Annotated in this window: 18 protein-coding genes; all 18 read right to left on the bottom strand. The window is 49.9% G+C overall.

The genetic code is table 11. The features are described 5' to 3' along the window. Positions 1–13 precede the first annotated feature (13 nt). The 18 genes from M1D61_RS06975 to M1D61_RS06890 all read right to left on the bottom strand — a co-directional run bounded on the left by M1D61_RS06975 (position 14) and on the right by M1D61_RS06890 (position 21,044). Complete coding sequence (locus M1D61_RS06975; RefSeq protein WP_458121713.1) at positions 14–496, bottom strand: YaiI/YqxD family protein; 483 nt, start codon at positions 494–496, stop codon at positions 14–16. A gap of 139 nt (positions 497–635) precedes the next feature. After that, positions 636–2,711, bottom strand: a complete 2,076-nt coding sequence (glyS, locus tag M1D61_RS06970; protein WP_458121712.1) for a glycine--tRNA ligase subunit beta — start codon at positions 2,709–2,711, stop codon at positions 636–638. 2 nt (positions 2,712–2,713) lie between these two features. Next, entirely contained in the window at positions 2,714–3,592 is an 879-nt protein-coding gene (gene glyQ / locus M1D61_RS06965) for a glycine--tRNA ligase subunit alpha (RefSeq protein ID WP_046214720.1), read from the bottom strand. 604 nt (positions 3,593–4,196) lie between these two features. Then, positions 4,197–4,946 (bottom strand): DNA repair protein RecO, encoded by a 750-nt coding sequence (recO, locus tag M1D61_RS06960; RefSeq protein WP_458121711.1) that lies wholly within the window; start codon positions 4,944–4,946, stop codon positions 4,197–4,199. A 125-nt stretch (positions 4,947–5,071) separates the two neighbouring features. Next, on the bottom strand, positions 5,072–5,974 hold the full coding sequence (gene era, locus M1D61_RS06955) for a GTPase Era (RefSeq protein WP_458121710.1): 903 nt from the start codon (positions 5,972–5,974) through the stop codon (positions 5,072–5,074). A gap of 84 nt (positions 5,975–6,058) precedes the next feature. Further along, the gene (gene cdd / locus M1D61_RS06950) at positions 6,059–6,463 is read right to left on the bottom strand and encodes a cytidine deaminase (protein WP_458122431.1); all 405 of its coding nucleotides are present in this window, start codon (positions 6,461–6,463) and stop codon (positions 6,059–6,061) included. Positions 6,464–6,921: 458 nt separating this feature from the next. Further along, entirely contained in the window at positions 6,922–7,290 is a 369-nt protein-coding gene (locus M1D61_RS06945; RefSeq protein WP_458121709.1) for a diacylglycerol kinase family protein, read from the bottom strand. Then, positions 7,290–7,790, bottom strand: coding sequence for an rRNA maturation RNase YbeY (gene ybeY / locus M1D61_RS06940; RefSeq protein WP_458121708.1), 501 nt, complete (start codon positions 7,788–7,790; stop codon positions 7,290–7,292). Before ybeY ends, M1D61_RS06945 begins: the two co-directional genes overlap by 1 nt. Continuing rightward, positions 7,787–10,033, bottom strand: a complete 2,247-nt coding sequence (locus tag M1D61_RS06935) for an HD family phosphohydrolase (protein WP_458121707.1) — start codon at positions 10,031–10,033, stop codon at positions 7,787–7,789. The genes ybeY and M1D61_RS06935 overlap by 4 nt, the downstream gene beginning before the upstream one ends. A 65-nt stretch (positions 10,034–10,098) precedes the next feature. Next, positions 10,099–11,070, bottom strand: coding sequence for a PhoH family protein (locus tag M1D61_RS06930; RefSeq protein ID WP_458121706.1), 972 nt, complete (start codon positions 11,068–11,070; stop codon positions 10,099–10,101). Positions 11,071–11,294: 224 nt separating this feature from the next. Then, a complete protein-coding gene (locus tag M1D61_RS06925) occupies positions 11,295–11,924 on the bottom strand; it encodes a hypothetical protein (protein WP_458121705.1) in 630 nt (209 codons plus the stop codon). Positions 11,925–11,939: 15 nt separating this feature from the next. Then, a complete protein-coding gene (floA, locus tag M1D61_RS06920) occupies positions 11,940–12,944 on the bottom strand; it encodes a flotillin-like protein FloA (protein ID WP_458121704.1) in 1,005 nt (334 codons plus the stop codon). A gap of 304 nt (positions 12,945–13,248) precedes the next feature. Continuing rightward, the gene (locus tag M1D61_RS06915; RefSeq protein WP_458121703.1) at positions 13,249–14,670 is read right to left on the bottom strand and encodes an NfeD family protein; all 1,422 of its coding nucleotides are present in this window, start codon (positions 14,668–14,670) and stop codon (positions 13,249–13,251) included. Between the two features lie 266 nt (positions 14,671–14,936). Next, positions 14,937–15,380 carry a GatB/YqeY domain-containing protein gene (locus M1D61_RS06910; protein ID WP_046214709.1) on the bottom strand — a complete coding sequence of 148 codons (444 nt, stop codon included), beginning with the start codon at positions 15,378–15,380 and terminating at the stop codon, positions 14,937–14,939. Between the two features lie 15 nt (positions 15,381–15,395). Beyond that, positions 15,396–15,569, bottom strand: coding sequence for a 30S ribosomal protein S21 (gene rpsU / locus M1D61_RS06905; protein ID WP_005547957.1), 174 nt, complete (start codon positions 15,567–15,569; stop codon positions 15,396–15,398). 302 nt (positions 15,570–15,871) lie between these two features. After that, a complete protein-coding gene (locus tag M1D61_RS06900; protein ID WP_046214708.1) occupies positions 15,872–16,243 on the bottom strand; it encodes a histidine triad nucleotide-binding protein in 372 nt (123 codons plus the stop codon). A 49-nt stretch (positions 16,244–16,292) separates the two neighbouring features. Further along, on the bottom strand, positions 16,293–19,736 hold the full coding sequence (locus M1D61_RS06895) for an AAA family ATPase (RefSeq protein ID WP_458121702.1): 3,444 nt from the start codon (positions 19,734–19,736) through the stop codon (positions 16,293–16,295). Positions 19,737–19,853: 117 nt separating this feature from the next. Continuing rightward, positions 19,854–21,044 (bottom strand): exonuclease SbcCD subunit D, encoded by a 1,191-nt coding sequence (locus M1D61_RS06890; RefSeq protein WP_458121701.1) that lies wholly within the window; start codon positions 21,042–21,044, stop codon positions 19,854–19,856. Positions 21,045–21,152 lie beyond the last annotated feature (108 nt).

Here is a 21,152-nt window from a genome sequence, read left to right as displayed (position 1 = left end):
TAAATAATATTCGCTATTCCGAATGAAATTCCTGCAAATTTGTTAAAAGTTTTACGAGCTCGGCCTGAAAATTTTTCTTATCGTCCGTTGTAAGCGGTTTGGGCCCTTTACCATACTTACCCTGACGTCTTGCTTTGGCCTGTGCATGACGGCGTGCCAACAGAAATTCGATATTGTCTGCATGGAACTCCATTCCCCGGAAGGACAATATCCGGCAGTGCTTGGCCAGAGCAATCGTAGCCAGCCCATAATCCTGGGTAATGACGATATCGCCGGCATGAACATGATTCACAATATATAGATCCGCACTCTGATCGCTGCGGTCTACCTGAACAACACGTACACCTTCTTCCGCCTGAATTCGGTGATCAAAGGAGGACACCATCAGTACAGGCACTCCAAAAGAGCGCGCTGTCTCAGCAATCTCTGCTTTGACCGGGCAGGCATCGCCATCTACCACGATGGTAGGGATACGGCTTAGCGATTCCGATTCCAATACATGTCCTCCTTTCCGGGATTACATCAGACAGCATACAGGTTCACGGATCATACGTTCGTTTACAAAGCCGAAAATACGGAACGACATCATTTCTCATCGTCGTTCCGTATAACTGTATCTGTTAGTATATAATATATTATTTAACCAGCTTGGAGAAATCTGCATACATCTTGATATCGCGATCGATCACAGTCAGCAGAGCCAGGCGGTTCTCGCGTACCGCAGCGTCGTCCACCATAACCATAATATGATCAAAGAAGTTCGTAATCGCCGGACGAAGTGTTGCCAGTAAAGTCAATGCTTCTCCTGTGCGATTATCGGCAAGCAGATTATGGTAAGGCACGCTGACCGACTGCCATGCTGCATAGAGTTCTGTCTCTCCTGCTTCTGTAAACAGCGCCGGATTCACAACTGCACCTGCCGATTTGGCAGCCAGATTGGATACACGTTCAAACGATTCGATGATCAGCTTGAAGTCAGGGACTTCATTAACAGCTTGCATCAGATCATTACCGCGTGCGACCACGGAGCCAATATGATTGAATCCTGCCGAAATAACAGCATCCACAACGTCATAGCGGAGTGTCTCGGACAGCAGCTTTTTCACACGCAGTCCAAAGAACTCATATAATTCTATACGTATTATATCGGAAGAACGTTTCATATTCCTTAAATTTTCATGAATATTCAGTGCAATATCAAAAATCTGTTCCAGGGTCAGCGACAATCCGCGTTCCAGCAAGATCTGAACGATCCCTGCCGCCTGACGACGCAGCGCATATGGGTCCTGTGAACCGGTCGGAATAATACCGATCGAGAAGCAGGCTACGATCGTATCGATCTTGTCCGCAATGCTGACCAGCGCACCGGTCACCGAAGCAGGAGCAGCTTCACCTGCAAATCGAGGCTGATAATGTTCAAAGATGGCACGGGCCACTTCTTCGCTCTCGCCGGCTTTGCGGGCATAATCTTCACCCATGACACCCTGCAGTTCAGGGAACTCATAGACCATCTGGGTCACCAGATCAAACTTGCTTATATCTGCAGCGCGGCTGATGGCCACTGCCTGGTCGGCCGGCACCTGCAGTACAGTACCCAGCTGATCGGCGATCTGGCGAATACGGCGCACTTTCTCGCCGAGTGTTCCGATTTCCTCATGAAAAACGATATTATCCAGCTTGGCAACCGCATCTTCGATCTTCATCTTCTGATCTTCTTCATAGAAGAACTTCGCATCCGACAAACGGGCACGCAGTACTTTCTCGTTACCTCTGGCAATCACATCCAGCGAGCGGCTGTCTCCGTTACGAACCGTTACAAAGTACGGCAGCAGCTGGCCTTCGTTATCCAGTACCGGGAAATAGCGCTGATGCTCACGCATCGAAGTGATCAGCACTTCCTGCGGAATGTTTAGGAAAGACGGATCAAACGTACCATACAATACCGTCGGCGTCTCTACCAGGAACAGTACTTCTTCCAGCAGATCTTCTTTCACATCGATATTCCACTTCTGCTCGGCTGCCAGATGGGAGATCTGGGCACTGATCATCGCTTCACGCTCTTCCACATCGGCGATGACATGCTGTCCGCGCAGTGCTTCCATATAGAGTGTAGGCTCGGCAATCTCGGTCTCGGTACCGAGGAAACGGTGACCGCGTGTCACACGTCCTGTGCGAACGCCAGTAATTTCAAAATCAATTACATCATGTCCCCACAACGCGACCATCCAGCGAATCGGACGAACAAAGCGGAAATCATATGCACCCCAGCGCATATTTTTCGGGAAGTTCATGGATGTAATGATGTTTTGCAGCGCCTCGGCCACAATAGTCTCCGTGCTGGTACCGATACTGCTCTTGCGGGCATAGATGTATTCCACACCACCGACTTCGCGGAATGTAAATTGTTCCGGATCAACACCCTGACTGCGGGCAAAACCAAGTGCAGCCTTGCTCCAGTTGCCGTTCTCGTCCTGGGCAATCTTACGGGAAGGTCCTTTCACTTCCTCGTTGATGTCTTCCTGCTTTTCCGCTACATCCTTGATCCATACGGCCAGACGGCGCGGTGTTGCGAATGCTTTGGCTTCTCCATAAGTCAGACGGGAATCATCCAGCCATTTGACCGTTTTATCACGCAGCTGGTTCATTGCCGCACGCAGGAAGCGAGCAGGCACTTCTTCCAGACCAATTTCGAGCAATAAGTCCTTCGCCATGATTACATCTCTCCTTTCTTGAGCATCGGGAAGCCAAGCTTCTCGCGATTTTCCAGATAAGTGGCCGCCACCTGGCGTGCCAGATTCCGTACACGGGTAATGTAGCCTGTCCGCTCGGTGACACTGATTGCGCCGCGTGCATCGAGCAGGTTGAATGTATGCGAGCATTTCAATACATAATCATAAGCCGGGAATACCAGATGCTGATCCATCGCACGCTTGGCTTCCTGTTCATAGGTGCTGAACAGATTGAGCAGCATAGGCACATCGGATACTTCGAATGTATAAGTAGAATGCTCCACTTCCGGCTGATGGAATACATCACCGTAAGTCATGCCATTTACCCACTCCAGATCAAATACATTTTCCTTTTCCTGAATGTACGAAGCCAGACGTTCCATACCATAGGTAATCTCAACCGATACCGGGTTGGTCTCGATACCGCCTACCTGCTGGAAATAAGTGAACTGTGTAATTTCCATACCATCCAGCCATACTTCCCAGCCGAGACCCGCACAACCGAGGGAAGGATTCTCCCAGTTATCTTCGACAAAGCGAATATCGTGATCCAGCGGTTCAATACCAAGTGCTTTAAGGCTGTCCAGGTAAATCTCCTGGATGTTGTCCGGTGAAGGCTTAATAATCACCTGGAACTGGTGATGCTGGTACAGACGGTTCGGGTTCTCCCCATAACGGCCATCGGAAGGACGACGGGAAGGTTCGACATAAGCGACACGCCAAGGCTCAGGACCGATCGAACGCAAGAATGTCATCGGGTTCATCGTGCCGGCACCTTTTTCCGTATCGTAAGGTTGGACAATAATACAGTTATGCTCGGCCCAGAAGTTTTGCAGCGTCAAAATCATTTGCTGGAAGTTCATTGACATTACTCCTTTATCTTCGTAGTGGGATTACTGGAATCGGCCCGAATCTTGTATCCATGAAAAGATCAGGTTCCGGCAGCCAGCAACCGGTCATGCTCTCCCGCTGAAATAGGCATCTGCAACGCACGCAAAAAACTCCCGTTCCTACGCCTGGTTACAGACATAGGGACGAGAGGTTCAGTTCCCGCGGTTCCACCCTATTTGAAGACATTTGCATGTCATCCACTTTTCCATATTCAGCTCATATGCTCACGGCTGCCATTCAACTGCTGGTCGTCATCAGGCTCTCACGATCCCTGACTCGCTGGTGGACGGTAATCAGCAATTTACTATACCGGTCAACGCATCATGTGTGTCTGCAGGAGACACAATTTATAAGTTAGATCATATCGGAATTAGCGTGGTTCGTCAATGTCGTTTTGCAATGATGCACGAAATGGATAGGAGTCTACAGTAGATCTCTACATGCGCACAGGTTCAACAAGCTGAAAAACCAGACGGAATGAGGGCGGCCCGCTGTTCGGCGAACTACCATTTCTCCATCAATGGAAAACATGGGAATGTGTGCCTGATGTCTTCCTAACGCCAATCTTCATGCCTATTAGATCTCGTAGCGTTCGAGCTGCTCCAGGAAGCGACGAGATTTCAGTTTGAGGCCGAGCTGTGCTTCCATAAAGGAATCCATAACTTTCTTCAGCTCGGCACGGGTCTCTTCCTTTACATCAATATTGCCCAGTCGGCGGATATCCAGCCTGCTGAACAGACGCAGCAGCTTGAGCACACCCGGGGATACGAGTACGGCTGCAGGATCCTGACGCCGCTCCTTCTCGGATAAAATACCGCCCAATCCCGCACTGATCCAGAACTTGCCCTCTGTCTCTCCGGAGAACATGCAGGCATCTACCTGCGGTCCATATCCGGCGGCCTGCAGCACTTTCATCTCGAACAGTGAAGTGAGTACAACCGGATCACGGCCTTCCCCGAGAAAGGACAGATAGGCCTTGAGCTGTTCAAACCAGAAATGGCCGGTTTCATTATCCTGCAGTGCCTTGTCCACCAGCTCGCATGCATACGCACTGTATGCGGCCAGTATAATATCTTCACGCAGCCGGTGATTGGATTCGATCACTTCTCCCTGGTTCAGTGTCCCCATTCCCGTTCCGCTGCGGATGAAGGAAAACTCTCCATAGGTAAAAGGCTGTACAAGCGCACCATGGCGACTTTTTGCTTTTTTGGCTCCGCGCACAAATACGGCGACTTTACCGTGTGCTTCCGTGCATAAGGTAATGATCTTGTTGCCCTCGCCGTAATCCATGCTGCGGATGACGATACCTCCCACTCTGTATAGCATGCGTCATCTCCTGATCTGTATTGAATTCCAGCGTGGATATCCGGCGCTGGTTGACGTATTTGCCGATGGTATGACTGCTGTTACAAAAGAAACAGAGCATTGATGCAATGCTCTGTTCAACTTTATTACGCGTCCCGGTGGAAGCCCAGATCCTTGAGGACCCGATCCTGGTTACGCCAGTCTTTCTTCACTTTTACCCACAATTCCAGGAATGTCTTGGAACCGAGCAGGTTCTGGATATCCATTCTGGCCCGCTTGCCCACTTCCTTGAGCAGCGCACCCTGTTTGCCGATAATGATTCCTTTTTGGGAATCACGTTCCACATAAATGACAGCGGAAATATTTACAAGCCCATTTTCCTGGGTATACATGTCTTCGATCGTTACCGCGATGGAATGCGGAATTTCTTCGCGGGTCATCTGGAGGATCTTCTCACGAATCAGCTCGGCGCAGACAAACTGCTCGGGGTGATCGGTTACCTGATCGTCCGGATAATATTGTGGACCTTGCGGCAGGTATTTGCCCAGCTGTTCCAGCAGTGTATTTACATTGTTACCAAGCTTGGCAGAGATCGGAATAATCTCGGCAAACTCATGCAGTGAACGATATTTGTCGATGATCGGCAGCAGCTGCTCTGGAGCTACCTGATCAATTTTGTTAATCACGAGGAATACCGGCGTTTTTACTTTTTTGAGATGTTCGATGATAAAGCGGTCACCGCCGCCGAGTCCTTCGGCTGCATCCACGAGGAATAGAGCCGCTTCGACTTCATTTAATGTGTTCAACGCCGTCTGGTTCATAAAGTCACCCAACTTGGACTGACGTTTGTGCACGCCTGGTGTATCCAGAAATACAATCTGCATTCCCTCAGTGGTATATACACCGTGAATCTTGTTACGGGTCGTCTGTGGTTTATCGGACATAATCGCGATTTTCTGACCGATCACCTGGTTCATGAGGGTGGATTTCCCTACATTCGGGCGGCCTACAATCGCGACAAATCCTGATTTGAATTGTTTTTTTGACATATTACACTCCGTTCATTAGCGGATCATTATCCGCCTGGGTTGTTAAAAATAATTAATCAGATCCGGCTCTTATGAATCCTGTATTTACTGATCCAGATTCCATGGACCAAACGCATGCGGCAGCAATTCGGCAATGGTCGTCATACGGGTATCACCTTTCATATTGCCAAGCAGTACAGGCATATCGGGATGGCACAGTTCCACCATCACCTGACGGCATACCCCGCAGGGAGCAATCGGCTCATCGGTCTCTCCGATGACGGCCAGCATTTTGAAAGTACCCGGCCGCTGCCCCTGTGCAATCGCACTGAACAGGGCCGTACGCTCTGCACAGTTGCTTGGAGAGTAACCGGCATTCTCGATATTGCAGCCATGATGCACCTGTCCATTGGCATCCAGCAGGGCTGCACCTACCGAGAAATGCGAATAAGGTACATATGCTTTGGCACGTGCAATTATGGCTTCCTGTAGTAATTGTGATGCTTCCATCATGTTCCTCCTGTAATTCGGCATTCATGATTATCGCTTAATTCCATGCAAGTTGCTGTATACAATATGCGCGGCTGCTTACTGCTGCGCATCTTATCCATAATGTTAATTTATAATCAGATCCGCATAAACAGACAGGTATCTCCTGTGCAGAAATCATACTGCCTGCCATTCATTTAGCAGCCTCTGCTTGCTGAATTGGAAAATGGCTGTTGTTCGAACAGCGACGTTTATCACTGACCATACAGCAGTATATATCTATTTTACACGATTTATGTCTATTCGCCCATAGTGAAACTGTTTTGTCAGCTAGCCGGCTCACTGCGATCACATTGTCAGCAATTATTTCCGCTTATCGTCAAAGAAATCCTCCCTGCCACCCGAGAGGGCTGCAAAAGAGGATTTCTTAAAGAAAACCTAATCCGGTCAGATTGATTGCATTGGCATTAACTTGCCGGTTAAAAGTTCAGCCAGCTCAGTACCGGTCCAATAAAAACAGCAATACCGATTACAGCAGCCGCAAGAGAAGCGACCAGCACAGCACCTGCCGCGGCGTCTTTAGCCTTTTTGGCAAACGGGTGCCAGTCGGGAGAGCATAAATCAACAGCAGCCTCAACAGCGGTATTCATCAGTTCCGCGCCAAGCACCATCGCAATGGCCAGCGTTAACAGCATCCAATCTCCAATATCAACGTGAAAATACCATCCAGCTACGATAATTACCATCGTAGCCAGCACATGCACACGGAAATTGCGTTCCGTACGGAAGGTTGCAATCACGCCTTCAATCGCAGAATAAAATACAGCTCTCCACGTTCTCTTTTTCATTAGCGGGTCAATCCGATCTGCTGTAGTACCGCTTCTTGTTTGCCCATCATTTCCGCTTCACTCTCATCATCCTGATGATCATAGCCAAGCAGATGCAGGAAGCCGTGCACAAACAGGAATCCGATCTCGCGTTCCACCGAATGTCCATAATCCTCACTCTGTGCAATCGCACGCGGAATGGAAATGATAATATCACCCAGCATATCTCCAGGCAGCGGCTCGCTGTCTGCTTCCGGATCTGTACCATAGTTGATCTCCATCTCATCGTCCATAGACTCATGCATGGCAAAGGACAATACATCTGTTGGGCGATCCATATTCCGGTATTCCTTGTTCAGCTGGTGAATCGCCTCATCATCCACAAAGGTAAGCGCGACCTCACCTTCCTGAACACCTTCCTGCTCGCCTGCCTTTTGCAACACCTGCTCCAGCAGCAAGATCAGCTCCCCGGTAATTTCATATTCAGTTTGTTCATTTTCCCAAGCGAGCTGCAAACTCATACGTTCTTCTCCTTTATCTCCGGCTTCTTGATATCTTCCGGATACTCAATACGGGAATGGAAAATTCCCATTACCGCTTCCTTGAGCGTCTGGGCAATCACATCCAGCTCTTTCATCGTAAGATCACACTCATTGAACTGGTGATCATCCAGGCGCCCTTTGATAATTTTCTCGATCATGCTCTCGACCTGTTCTACAGTCGGCTTGTTCAGGGAACGCACCGCTGCTTCCACGCTGTCCGCGATACCAACCACCGCCGCTTCCTTTGTCTGTGCTTTGGGACCCGGATAACGGAAATCTTCTTCTGTAAAGTCAGGTTCTAACCCCTGCTCTTCCGCCAGCTTGAGCGCCTTTTGGTAAAAGAAATACAAAAAAGTCGTACCATGATGCTGCTCGGCAATATCGCGAATCGGCTTGGGCAGCTTGTATTCCTTTTGCATTTCCACACCATCCCGGGCATGAGCAATAATAATCGACTTGCTGAGCTTCGGATCAATACTATCATGCGGATTCTCCATATGATTCTGATTCTCGATAAAGTAACCCGGCCGCTTGGTCTTGCCGATATCGTGATAATACGAACCGACACGGCATAGCAGACCATTCGCGCCAATCGCTTCCGCTGCGGCCTCAGACAGATTACCGACCATTACACTATGATGGTATGTACCCGGAGTCTCAATCAGCAGCTTGCGCAGCAACGGATGGTTCGGGTTGGATAATTCTACTAGCTTGAGCGCCGACAGAATACCAAAAGTCGTCTCGAAAAATGGCATCAGCCCCAGCACCAACACAGTCGTCAGCAGACCTCCGATAAAAGCAAAACCCAGCGCATACATGACGGTCATGCGCGTCCAGCTTTCATCATTTAACAACACAAGTGCCAGCACCGTCAACGCTCCAAACAGACAGGTCATAATGCCTGCCTTGAGAATAGTGGAACGCTGGCTCGCACGGTGGATACAATGAATAGCCGTCAATGAAACGACCAGGGTAAACAATCCAAACTGATAATCAAATATCTCATTCTGTCGCATATTGAGAATTACGCTGACCAGAATACTCAGTACAACTGAACATACATAAGCCAGATGAATATCCAGCAGTACGGTAATCAGCATCGCTCCTAGTGCTGCAGGCACCAGATAACCAAAGTACGGGAAATTGCCCGCCTGTAAAATACGTACCAGATGGAAACTTACAATACTAATCGCAAAAATAAGGATCAGCATAAGCAACTGCGAATTGTTGTACGGCGTGCCTCTCTGGGCATTCTGGCGGAAAAATACATAAATTCCCAACGTTAGCAGAAAAGCAAATAAAAGCAGTCCAAGCTGAGGCCAGTAGTTCACTTCATTTTTAAGCAAATTGTTCTCGTCCAGCAATGTGTACATTTCCTGGGTAATAATCTGGCCTGCAGGTACAATAACATCTCCCTGCTGCACATACACGACTGGCGTATTCTCACGCGCTTCTACTTTGGCTGCCTTGGTCGCTTCTTCATCATAGAACTTGTTGGCTGTCAGCGTAGCACGGATCAGTTCCTGCGAGACTTCACGCGCTGTCCGGCTGTTCAGCGAGCTGGTACTGACCATCTCTGCCACACGTGCTCTGGCAGACTGGGCATCCCTGATCTGATCGCTCATCAATCTGGAGACGATCGACGTGGCCACCTGGCTCATCTGCTGAACTTCCTCTGTGGACAAGCGCGGAATTTTCAGGAAGGTCTCTTCCGGAATGCTGTAGGTCTGATTGGAAATGGTCTTCTGCATTTCATCCATCAGCTGTGCGGAATAATTGCCTGATTCCCGGTGATTTCGGATAAAGTTGGCAATCGAATTGCGAATGCGCTGCGGAATCTCCTGGCTGTATATCTGTGCCTTGTCGGAACTTGAAATCTGATCGTCCTGATTGAGCGACTCAATTCGTTCCAGCATCTGCGACATAACCGTATCCCTGTGCATGGATACAATAGTGTATACAGCTTCGACCTTTTCCGCTGCCGCTTCCTGCGCCTGCAGTGTAGCTTTGTTATTGGGGAGCTGCATAGGCGCCACAATATCTTTTTCACTAACCGCACCGACTTGAATATCAAAACGTTGCGGCACCAGATTGGGCGCCAGACTCCCGTAAAAAAGCACAAGCAGTACTGCAAATAAAATATAGCGGGTTCCCCGGCCGCTCTTCCATCCTGCCACTCTGGAATAGAACGAATTGCGTTGGGACGGTTCCTTGGAAGTCATACATACAGTCCTCTCACTTCTGAATATTCAAAATGTGCGGTTGCTGCGTACCCACTGACCGTCTGCTATTCCAGATTCTCTGATGCTCTGTCATATGCGACGATAATTTTCTGTACCAGTGAATGGCGCACCACATCCTGCTCGGCAAATGTTACAAACCCGATCTCTTTAATGCCATCCAGCACAAGACGGGCTTCCACCAGTCCTGACTTTTTGCCGCGCGGCAGGTCGATCTGGGTCACGTCTCCCGTAATTACCATTTTGGAGCCGAAGCCAAGTCGTGTAAGGAACATCTTCATCTGTTCCGGCGTGGTGTTCTGCGCTTCATCCAGAATGATAAAGGAATCATCAAGTGTGCGGCCACGCATATAAGCGAGCGGCGCGATTTCGATCAGTCCGCGTTCCAGCGCTTTGGCCGTCTGCTCCTGACCCATAACATCATAGAGGGCATCGTACAGCGGACGCAGATAAGGGTCTACCTTTTCCTGCAGATCGCCTGGCAGGAAGCCGAGACTTTCGCCTGCTTCAACAGCCGGACGGGTCAGCACGATCCGTTTTACTTTGCCTTCCTTCAATGCGGCTACAGCCAGCACTACCGCCAGGTAGGTTTTACCGGTACCGGCAGGACCAATCCCAAAGACGATATCACGTTTCTGAATCGTGGATACATAATACTTTTGACCAATCGTTTTAACACGAATCGGCTTTCCGCGAAACGTCTGGGTGATCTCCCCTTTATATAAGTCGAGCAGCTGATCTGCCCGCATATCCTTCGCAAGCTCAATAGCATATAAAATATCCCGTTCTGTGAGAACATATCCTTTGCGGATCAGCTCCAGCAGCACCTCAAATAACTGCTGTACCTTATCCACAATCTGAACGGGACCCTGAATGACAATATCCGCTTCTCTACTGCCGATATTGGCTTCCATTTCGCGTTCGATGATTTTTAGAAAACTATCCTGTGGACCGAACAACGACAAGCCTTCTTCTGCATTTTGCAAGGGTATTCTGACGCTTTGCGTTTGCTCTGACAAATAGCCTCAATCTCCTCAATTATAGAATTAGTGTATATGCTGCCTTCTTCATAAACTTTACCATTGTATCTGTGCTCATGCAAAATTTTTTAGGGGCATATGGTTTTATTATTCACCCTTATACAGCGGTTTGAAGCAGATGTAAAGAACAAACCGGCCTCGTAGAGACCGGTTCATTAAAGGGACAACTGCTGCTGGGCTCCTGATGAAAAAAAACGTATTCCTCAGGAATTGCGATTACTCCCGCGGTTCCATACCTGTGGCTGACGAGAACGCGGTGATCCAAGAATCTCTGCCCACATCATCCCTTGACGCAGCTGATCGGCATGCACCTGTTCTCCGCTCACCTGTACAGCTTCCGGCTGCTCGGGACTGCTTTTTAGAGCATTGCTGCCAGTAATCAGTCCGCCGGCACGGCTTTTGAGGTTGGATTCCAGACTCTTTAGACGCTGATCCAGCGCTGCCTGTCTGCCGGACAATCCTTCCAGTTCGCCGCTTTCTCCCCGGACGCTTGTATGATCGCTGCCGGATTCCCGTGCAGGACGGCTGGGACTGTTATCCCAGCTCTCATCCTGTTCATAGGATTCACTGCTCTCATACGTATCCGGAGCGTTATAGCGCCGCTGGGCTTCATGATAACGACGCTGCGCTTCCTCGGCTCCATCATTATTGATAAGCGGAGGAACAGCGTCACGGGCAGAGCGATCTCCCTGTCTCGGCTGTCCGCCAAATGTAGGCATAGATGAAGGACGATTATTGGACTTTCCCTTACCGGAACGACTGCTGATGGCTGTAAAAATAGCGAAGCCAATAATCAGCACAATATAGATATTGCTAAAAATCCAGTCCATCATATGTTAACCACATCCTTATTTATTCGGGTGCTGATCGCTGCTACCCTGATTCGGATCGTTGACTTTGCCCAGCGAACCGCGCATTTGCGTATCTGCCTCAATGTTTTTGAGGTTCATGTAATCCATAACACCCATCTGGCCTTTACGCAGCGCTTCGGCCATAGCCAGAGGTACATCCGATTCGGATTCAACTACACGCGCTCTCATCTCTACGACACGCGCCTTCATTTCCTGTTCCTGCGCAACAGCCATTGCACGTCTTTCTTCCGCTTTGGCCTGGGCGATACGTTTGTCCGCCTCTGCCTGTTCGGTCTGCAGGATCGCACCGATATTTTTACCCACATCCACATCCGCAATATCAATGGACAGGATTTCAAATGCAGTACCGGCATCCAGTCCTTTTTGCAGTACGGTACGTGAAATCAGGTCCGGATTCTCCAGTACCTGCTTGTGAGATGTACTCGAACCTACAGTTGTAACAATACCTTCACCGACACGGGCAATGATTGTCTCTTCACCGGCACCGCCGACGAGACGGTCGATATTAGCACGTACGGTTACACGAGCTTTAACTCGGACTTCAATACCGTCCTTGGCTACTGCTGCCACAATAGGCGTCTCAATCACTTTGGGATTAACACTCATCTGTACTGCCTGTAGCACATCACGGCCTGCCAGATCGATCGCTGCGGCACGTTCAAATTCCAGGGGAATATTGGCACGCTGTGCCGCGATCAGTGAATTTACTACGCGGTCCACATTACCACCGGCAAGATAGTGACTTTCCAGCTGATTCAAGCTCAATCCAAGACCGGCCTTATGCGCTTTGATTTGCGGATTGACGATACGGGAAGGCACAACCCGGCGCAGACGCATCGCGACAAGGGTAATGATGCTCACCCGCAGACCGGAAGCCACTGCGGAAATCCATAATGCTACCGGGAAGAAACTGAAAAACACGCTAAGAACAACGATAACAACAACAGCGATTAGCAGAAAACTTAAAATACCTGGACTCATTGGTTAGATCACACTCCATTTCAGAATTTACTAACAAAATAACAATCAAAAAAATAATTTTGATGGCTGGGTCATTGCTTGATCAAAACAAATACCTGCTTTATACAATAGAGAAAGAGCAGTTTGTACACAGCTCTGGCGGATGTCCAGCCAATAAAACAATAAGCAGGTATATATGTAAGAATAACAGTAGAATGACAGATGATGAAACTAACCAATCTTGTATTCTACTGTTGTTCAAGCGACATACCCGCTGAATGTACAGAGACAAGATTACACTTCCCTGCCTTTTTCAGCGATCCGGTTAAATAAGAGGTCCTATACTTCCATGAACATTAGGCTCGGTATCTTCAGCTTTCTCATCTACGATGATCCGGCTACCGTCAATGCGAATGATGCGCACCGGGCAATTTTTATCAATATATACGCCCTGGGTTACCACATCCAGATGCTGGCCATCCACTATAATCGTACCAGAAGGCCGAAGAGGTGTGAGGCTAATACCTTCCAGTCCGAGCAGCTGCTCTCTCTGCAGATTGGACATATAATTCTGATCTGAAGACAGCTGTTCTTTTAGAATAAAACGATTCCAGATGCCTCGTTCTTTGAAAATAACGGCTACAATCGATACGAATATTACTGCTACTCCAAAAGCAATCCCCAGCGACAGAAGCGCGTTGCTTGTATCATAGGCGGCTTTCACTACACCGGTTATGAGACTGGCGGCTCCAAGAACGCCCAGAATCCCAAAGCTTGGTATAAACAATTCCAGTATGAGCAGCACAAGGCCTACACCAAACAGAATCCATGTCTCTGATCCGGAGAAGCCTGCCGCATAACCACCAAAGAAATAAAGGCCAAATGCAACCACACCAATAATACCCGGTATACCAAAACCCGGAACCAGAATCTCAATGGCAATACCGGCAATACCAATAAACAGTAAGATCGTCACTACTATAGGATTGGTCAGGAAACGAGCAATATTCTCACCGATTGAAGGCTCTACGCGAACGATATCAGCTGGTGAATGTCCCAGAGCGGCTACCGCCTCATTTACGGAAGATACCACTCCTTCGGCATAACCGACTTTTTGAGCTTCCTGGGCAGTGAGGGAAATGATTTGTCCCTTTTCCTTGGTCTGATCAATCTCCGGCATGGCCACTGTGATGTTAACGTCTGTCATCCCTGCTGCGATATCGGGATTACGCGAATTCAATTGAGCTGCAGAGCGCATCTCGCTTTTCCAGTAAGCCACCAGCTTGGCATCATTGATGGGCTGTCCTTTACCATCCACGACTGTAGCTGCACCAATCATGCTGCCTGGCTGCATATAAATTTTGTCTGCATTCAGAGCAATGTAACTACCTGCCGAAGCGGCTCTGTCCTGTACAAGCACAGCTGTTGGAACTGCGCTGTTGCGGATCATTTGGCCGATAGCTTCCGCTGCACGCACTTCCCCGCCAGGCGTACTCATCTCCAGCAGAACCCATGAGGCTTTATTTTGCTCTGCCTCCTGCAATCCACGAGCCAGAAACTTCTGTAACCCATTCTCAATCTCACGGTCGATTGGAATAACATAGACCGCCCCGCTTGAAGCTGCTGATGAAGAAGCAGCGAATACCGAATGAATGGATGTTATTCCCATAGCAAAAATCATCATCGACATGGATAACCACATCAGAAGACGGCGGTAACGTTTCAAGCCGTCTGTTTGTTTCATCATGCGTTGTAGCCCCTTTCTCTTCAGGTAAACCTTCTTCGTCACACGGATCAGGCTGCCTTTCATACGGACACTACGATACTGTCATCACGATACGAAAATATAGTTAGAACTGGTAAAACCTTCTCTTTTTATTATACGGGAAATCAATGAATACGTTTCATTAAAATGTCACATTCCTTTGAAAAAGCACCGAGGAGCCGTGTTTCCCTAAGAAAGTATAGAAAAAAGCACCTTCTTTCAAAGAAAGAAGGTGCTTTTGAATTTGTTTATTGCAGAAGTTGTTGAACCGTTTGGTTCACAACTTTTCCGTCTGCGCGACCTTTGACCTTAGGCATCAAGGCGCTCATCAGTTTTCCCATATCGGCTTTTGAAGAAGCACCGGTCTCCAGGATGGTCTGCTGTACAATGACTTTAATTTCTTCTTCAGAAAGCTGGGCGGGAAGATACTCTGAAATGATCTCAATTTCAGCTCTAAGGTTGCTTGTCAGGTCGTCACGACCTGCTTTTTCAAATTCTTGGAGGGCATCTTTGCGCTGTTTGATCTCACGGCTAAGAATATCAAGCACTTCTTCATCGTTCAAATCACGTTTTAAATCTATTTCGAGATTTTTTATCGTGGAACGCACCATGCGGATCGTAGACAATTTGAACTTGTCCTTGTCCCTCATGGCCTGCTTCATATTCTCGTTCAATCGTTCGCTAAGACTCATAACGGATAAATCCTCCTAAAACTTTCTCTTGCGCGCAGCCTCGGATTTTTTCTTACGCTTTACGCTCGGCTTTTCATAATGTTTGCGTTTTTTCACCTCAGCCAGAACGCCATCTTTAGCGATGGAGCGTTTGAAGCGACGAAGTGCTGCATCAATTGTTTCGTTTTTGCGAACTTTCGTTTCAGACACCAGTTTTCCCTCCCTCCGACCAGACCGTCCGGAAAAATAACACGGCTTATCAACTTTCATTATAGGTGAAAGTCAAATGAAGTGTCAACCTGAACAGAGCTTTTTCCAGTCATTTTTTTAGCGTTATATTATATACCCGGTTTTTGGGCGATTGGAAACACTATTTCCAACCTAATTTAAGTAAAAAATATTCAAATAATTACTTTTTTATATAATTATTGAATTCAAAATATGCATTGCTTGAAGAAAGGCGGAGAGAAGCGACTGCTTGGCATGTCCGCTTTCAATCCCGAAAACCATCATCAGGCGTGAGAATCGGAAATTCCTGTCAGTGCTCCAAGCTTGGTACCGGCCAGCAGATGATAATGAATATGCTGAACGGCCTGGCCGCTGTCCGGACCACAGTTGTTGATCAGACGATAGCCGCTATCGGCAACTCCCAGCTCCGCAGCAAGCTGAATGGCTGTACGATGGATATCCGCAATCAGGGAGAGGTCCTCCTCTATTACCTCATTCATGGAGTCGATATGCTTTTTGGGAATAATGAGCACATGGACAGGAGCTGCCGGAGCAATATCATGAAAAGCAAGCAGTCGCTCGTCTTCGTATACTTTGTTGCTCGGGATGCTTCCTTCTACAATTTTGCAAAATAAACAGTTTTGTTGTTGTACCATACGAAATGGCCCCTTTCGTCATTCAATTGGTTGGAGAAGCGGTGTTTTATTACATTTTTTCCAGCATGACTTTGGAGCCGCTGCCTGCCTGCTCGGCAGGAATAATAACGAGTTTGCGCGGCAGTCGCATGCGCAGTTCGGGCACGTGGCTGATAATACCGACAGACAGCCGATCCGTGTGCAGCTTCTCCAGAGAAGTTACCACTGTATCCAGAAGTTCGGGGTCCAGTGTACCAAATCCTTCATCCAGGAAAAAGAATTGCAGCGGATAGCGCCCACGCAGCTGAATCTGGGCGGAAAGTGCCAAGGCAAGCGACAGGGAGGTCAGGAACGTCTCACCACCGGACAATGTCGATACCGGACGGCGTATCCCTCCGTTGCCATTATCGCAAATGACAAAGCCCCCGCCGGAATCGACTTCCAGTGAATAGCGCTGCTTGGTCAGGAAGCGCAGACGTTCCGATGCAGCCAGACTGACCTGCATCAGCTGCTCTTCGGCAATATACTCGACGAAGGCGTTACCCCGCATACTCGCCTGCAGCTTGGACAGATGTCCTGCCTCCACGGCCAAATCGGTACGCTCGTTCTCCAGCTCCAGCCAGCGTATATGACGATGTTCCAGATCTTCAAAATCACGCGCGGCCTTGGCTCTGTTTTCCAGTGCCGTCTCATCGGCCTGACGGGCCTCGGTCCAGCGCTGCTGAATCTCCTGCCACTGCTGTTCGGTAATGCTCTGTCCGTCCAGCTTGGTCTCTACTTCACGCAGATGAAGCGACAGTTCACGCTGCTGCTCACGATGCCGGTCGATCCGCTGGCGGCTGAGCTGAATCTGCTGCTCTTCCATACGGGCAGCATTGACGCTCTCGGCACTTGTAAAAGGAGAAGCCTCCAGCGCCTGCTGCCACTGCTGTCCGGTCTGTACGGACTGTTCTTCCAGCGAAGCACAGGATTGTTCAGCCAGCGCTACCGCCTGGACAGCCTGCTGCTGACGCTGCTCCGCCTCCCGCAGCTGGCGAATGCATTTCTCGGATTCCTGACGATACTTAGCAAGCTCCACTTCGACCTGGCGGATCAGCTGTTCTGCCGACTCGCTGCCAATCCATTCCTGCAGACGGTTCTTTTTCTCCTGCAGCAGTCGTTCGTCGCCTTCATGCCGGGTGCTGTCCTGAATAAGCTGACGGTCGAGCTGATTCAGCTGCTGTTCGCAATGACGCAGTGCTTTTTGCCGTTCCTCAATATAGGGTGTACTTTTCTCCAGACCTTCGCGGATTTTCTCCGCCTGCTCGTCCAGAGCGGCAATACGGGCAAATCCTTCGCGCGCGGATTGCTCAGTCAGATGAGCCAGCTTGGCCTGCCAATCCTGCTGCAGATCATTTACTGCCTGATGGGCAGCATTTAACCGGGCCGAAGACTGCTCCAGCAGACGGGCTGCACTCTGCTGCTCAGTCTGCAGGGACGCTGTACGCTGAGACCATTCCCGCTGCTGCTGACGCCATACTCTGATCTCTTGCTTGAGACGGTTTAGCTGCTGTTCCAGCTCAGTATTATGCTGCTGTGCGGCAGCAAGCCAGCTGTTCATCGCCGGATATTCGTTTAGGCTCTCCGGTGCCTGCAGGGCGTTATTCGCATCCGGACTGATGTTGTCTGCTTGCCCGGAGTCATTGGCATCCGATTGTGCATTAGCAGCCGTCCATTCCCACTCAGCGAGCAGACTGTCCAGTTCAAAGCGGCGGGCACGGATACTGTCATTCAGCTGACGGGCAGTCTGCTGCAGCTGCTCCAGTTCTCCAAGCTGCTGTTCATGTTGGTCTGCCGAAGCATCGTTAGTGTCCGGTACAACAGCCGGCTGAGGATGGTGTACCGAACCGCAGACTGTGCAGGGTTCTCCATCCTGCAGACGGGCCGCCAGTACAGCGGCCAGACGATGGGATTCGGCTGTGCGGGCTGCCTGATGATACTGCTGTTCCTGATCACGCAGGACGTTCTGGAATTGCAGCAAATGCTGTTCATCCTGCCGATGTCTCTGCAGTAGACGGGAAGCTGTCTGATAAAGCTTCCGCTCCTGCTCACTGTGCTGCAGTGTCTCCTGCTGCAGTGCATTCCAAGCTTCATGCGTACGCTGATTGGTCTGCTGGTAATGGTCGTGCTCCTGCTGCATCTCATGCAGACGGTTACGGGCCGCATCCAGTGCAGACAGGCGCTGCTGGGCATCCTGAAGCTCTTTGCGATCCTGATTGCGTACTTCACAGGCTTTGAGCTGGAGAGACAGCTCTTCACGCCGCTTCTCTGCTTTATCCAGCATGGTCTTTTCATGATCGGCTTGACGCCGCAGCTCAGCCAGCTGCTGTCTGGTCTGTTCCAGGCGGGAGTTCAGCAGCGTCTGCGTCTGCTCCAGACTACTGCATTCCTGCTGCAGCTGCAAAGCCTGCTGCAGCTGTTCCATCCGCAGAACAAGACGCGGTTCGTTGAGAGACAGTTTCTGTTTGGCTCGGTCTTCGCATTCAGCAGCATGTACTGCAGCCTGCTCGGCCTGCTGCAGTTGTTCTCTGAGCAGATTGGATCGGCTTTGTTCCTGTTCCAGCCGGGTTAGCGCCGTTTTCCAGGCGTCCAGCAGCGGAAGTAGCACACGCGCGGCTGCTGCGCCATCAATCTGCTGCTCCAGTGCCTGTATATCCTGCTCATGCTGCTGCAAATCATTTAATCTGGATTGCAGCATGGTCTGCTCTTTCATCAATTCGCGTATTTTGCCCAGCTGCTCGGCCTCTGCATTGATTTCCTGCAATTGACGACGAATCTGTTCCGCTTCCTGAATTGCGGCTTGTAGACGCTCCTTGGACAGCTTAACCGCTTCGGCCGAAGCATCACCAAGACCGGCCTGCTCCGCAGCCAGACGACCGAGCTGATTGTCGGTTTCCTTGACACGCTGACTGAGCTTTTGCATCAGCCGGTCGCCGTAACGTTCCAAGTGGAACAGACGCTGCAGCATCTGGCGCCGGTCACTGCCTTTTAATGACAAGAATTCGGCAAATTTGCCCTGCGGCAGTACCACTGCCCGGGTAAAGTCGTCCATTTTGAGTCCTATATACTCTTCCACGCAGCGGGTAACGTCGCCCAGCTTGTCCGCCATCACTCGATCTCCATCGGCATGGCATTCAATAAACCGGCTCATCGTATTGCTGACGGTATGGTCTCCTGTACGCTTGAACCGCCGCTCCACCCGGTACGTATGCGGACCCAGATCGGACAGCAGCTCAAACGAGAACGAAACAAACACGGCGTCCTCGGAATGATTCAAAATACCCTGTGTTCCGTTTTGCGCGCGCTCCACCTTGCCGTACAGCGCCAGTGTAATGGCATCCAGTACGGTGGATTTGCCGCTCCCGGTTGGGCCGAATATACCGAACAGACCGGTCTCGCACAGAACGGTAAAATCGATTTCCTGTTGTTCACGGTAGCTTTGCAGGCCTGATAATTTCAGGGTGATCGGCTTCATACTGCATCCCCTCTATCTGTACATATAATCTGCTTGCTTTTATTCATATTGCGATATGGTTGAAGCTGACATTTCAGCTGTTTTTTCAAATTAAAAGAAGAAAGTCTATTGGATAGTCTACCGGGCATCGCTATCCTGATTCAGTGATTCCATGGCATCCTCGGCATCAATCAGTTCAAGGAAAAGCTCCACTAGCCGGTCTTCCGGAACAGCGCCGCCGGTCTGGCGTTCATAAAATTTGCGGAACAGCTCGTGCACCGGCAGCTGGGAGCGCTCGCTGAACTGCTCCTGCATTTCGGTCTCCGGATAGACCGGACGGATGTTAACAATGCCTCCACAGACTTTGCGTAAATTCTGGATGTCGCTCATGGCCAGCGCTTCCTGTAGGGAAATTTCCAGATCGATAAAGGAGTTCGGATCTCTGCCTTCTTCCAGCCACTGGTATACTTCTGTCAATCCGCCTTTGGCTTTCCAGCGTACCAGCGGACGTCCGCTCGTCAGAAAGATTTCTTCCATCTGCGGAATACCGCCGGGCTGTATATCAAGGATGGTCACAGATTTGGCCTGACCGGCTTCGGAAAAGCTGTAGGCCAGCGGCGAACCACTGTAGCGGATCATACCCTCACCCTTGACCGCCTGCGCGCGATGCAAATGACCGAGCGCCGTGTACTGGGCGCCCGTATACAGTGCCGACGGATCAACCGTATAAGCGCCGCCTACCTGAATCGGACGCTCCGAATCGGTCTCCACACCGCCCAGTACATAAATATGACTCATCGCCAGATTTACCGTGTCCGGGCGAAATCCTGCCGCCAGCTGCTTCATCAATAGACCGACACGCTCACTATAGGCGCGCCGGATCAAATTTTCCTCATTATCATCGGTCAGCAATTCATTCAATCGGGCTTCCGATGGATAGGACAGCGGTGCGATAACCGCCATCTCGGATGTACGCGGAATATGAATCTGCAGCCCCTCTGCGGCCGGTACACCCAGCAGGTGAATCCCTCTACCTCGAACAAGGGGGGTAGCCGACGAGATCCGCTCGGGCTGATCGTGATTTCCTGCAATAATAACCATTGGGCGCCCATTGCCGGTCAGCTTGGCTGCCGCTTCGTAAAACAGCTGCTCTGCTGCTGCCGGAGGATTAACTGAATCGTATACATCACCAGCCATCAGGATCAGATCTGCCTGCTGCTCGTCTGCAATCCGTGTCAATTCGTCCACAAAAGCAGCCTGCTCTTCCAGACGGCTGCGGCCTTCCAGTGTTTTGCCAAAATGCCAGTCTGCCGTATGTAAAATACGCATCGGACTCCTCCTTCATCTTCATACATAATAACTGCAGGACCGCCCTTGAACAGGCGGCCCTGACAGTGACCTGGTTTGGTATTCGTATAGTATTCATTTTCTCTTGGT

It is taken from the genome of Paenibacillus sp. Z6-24 (assembly GCF_054161335.1).
This window is presented reverse-complemented; position numbering and strand designations above follow the sequence as displayed.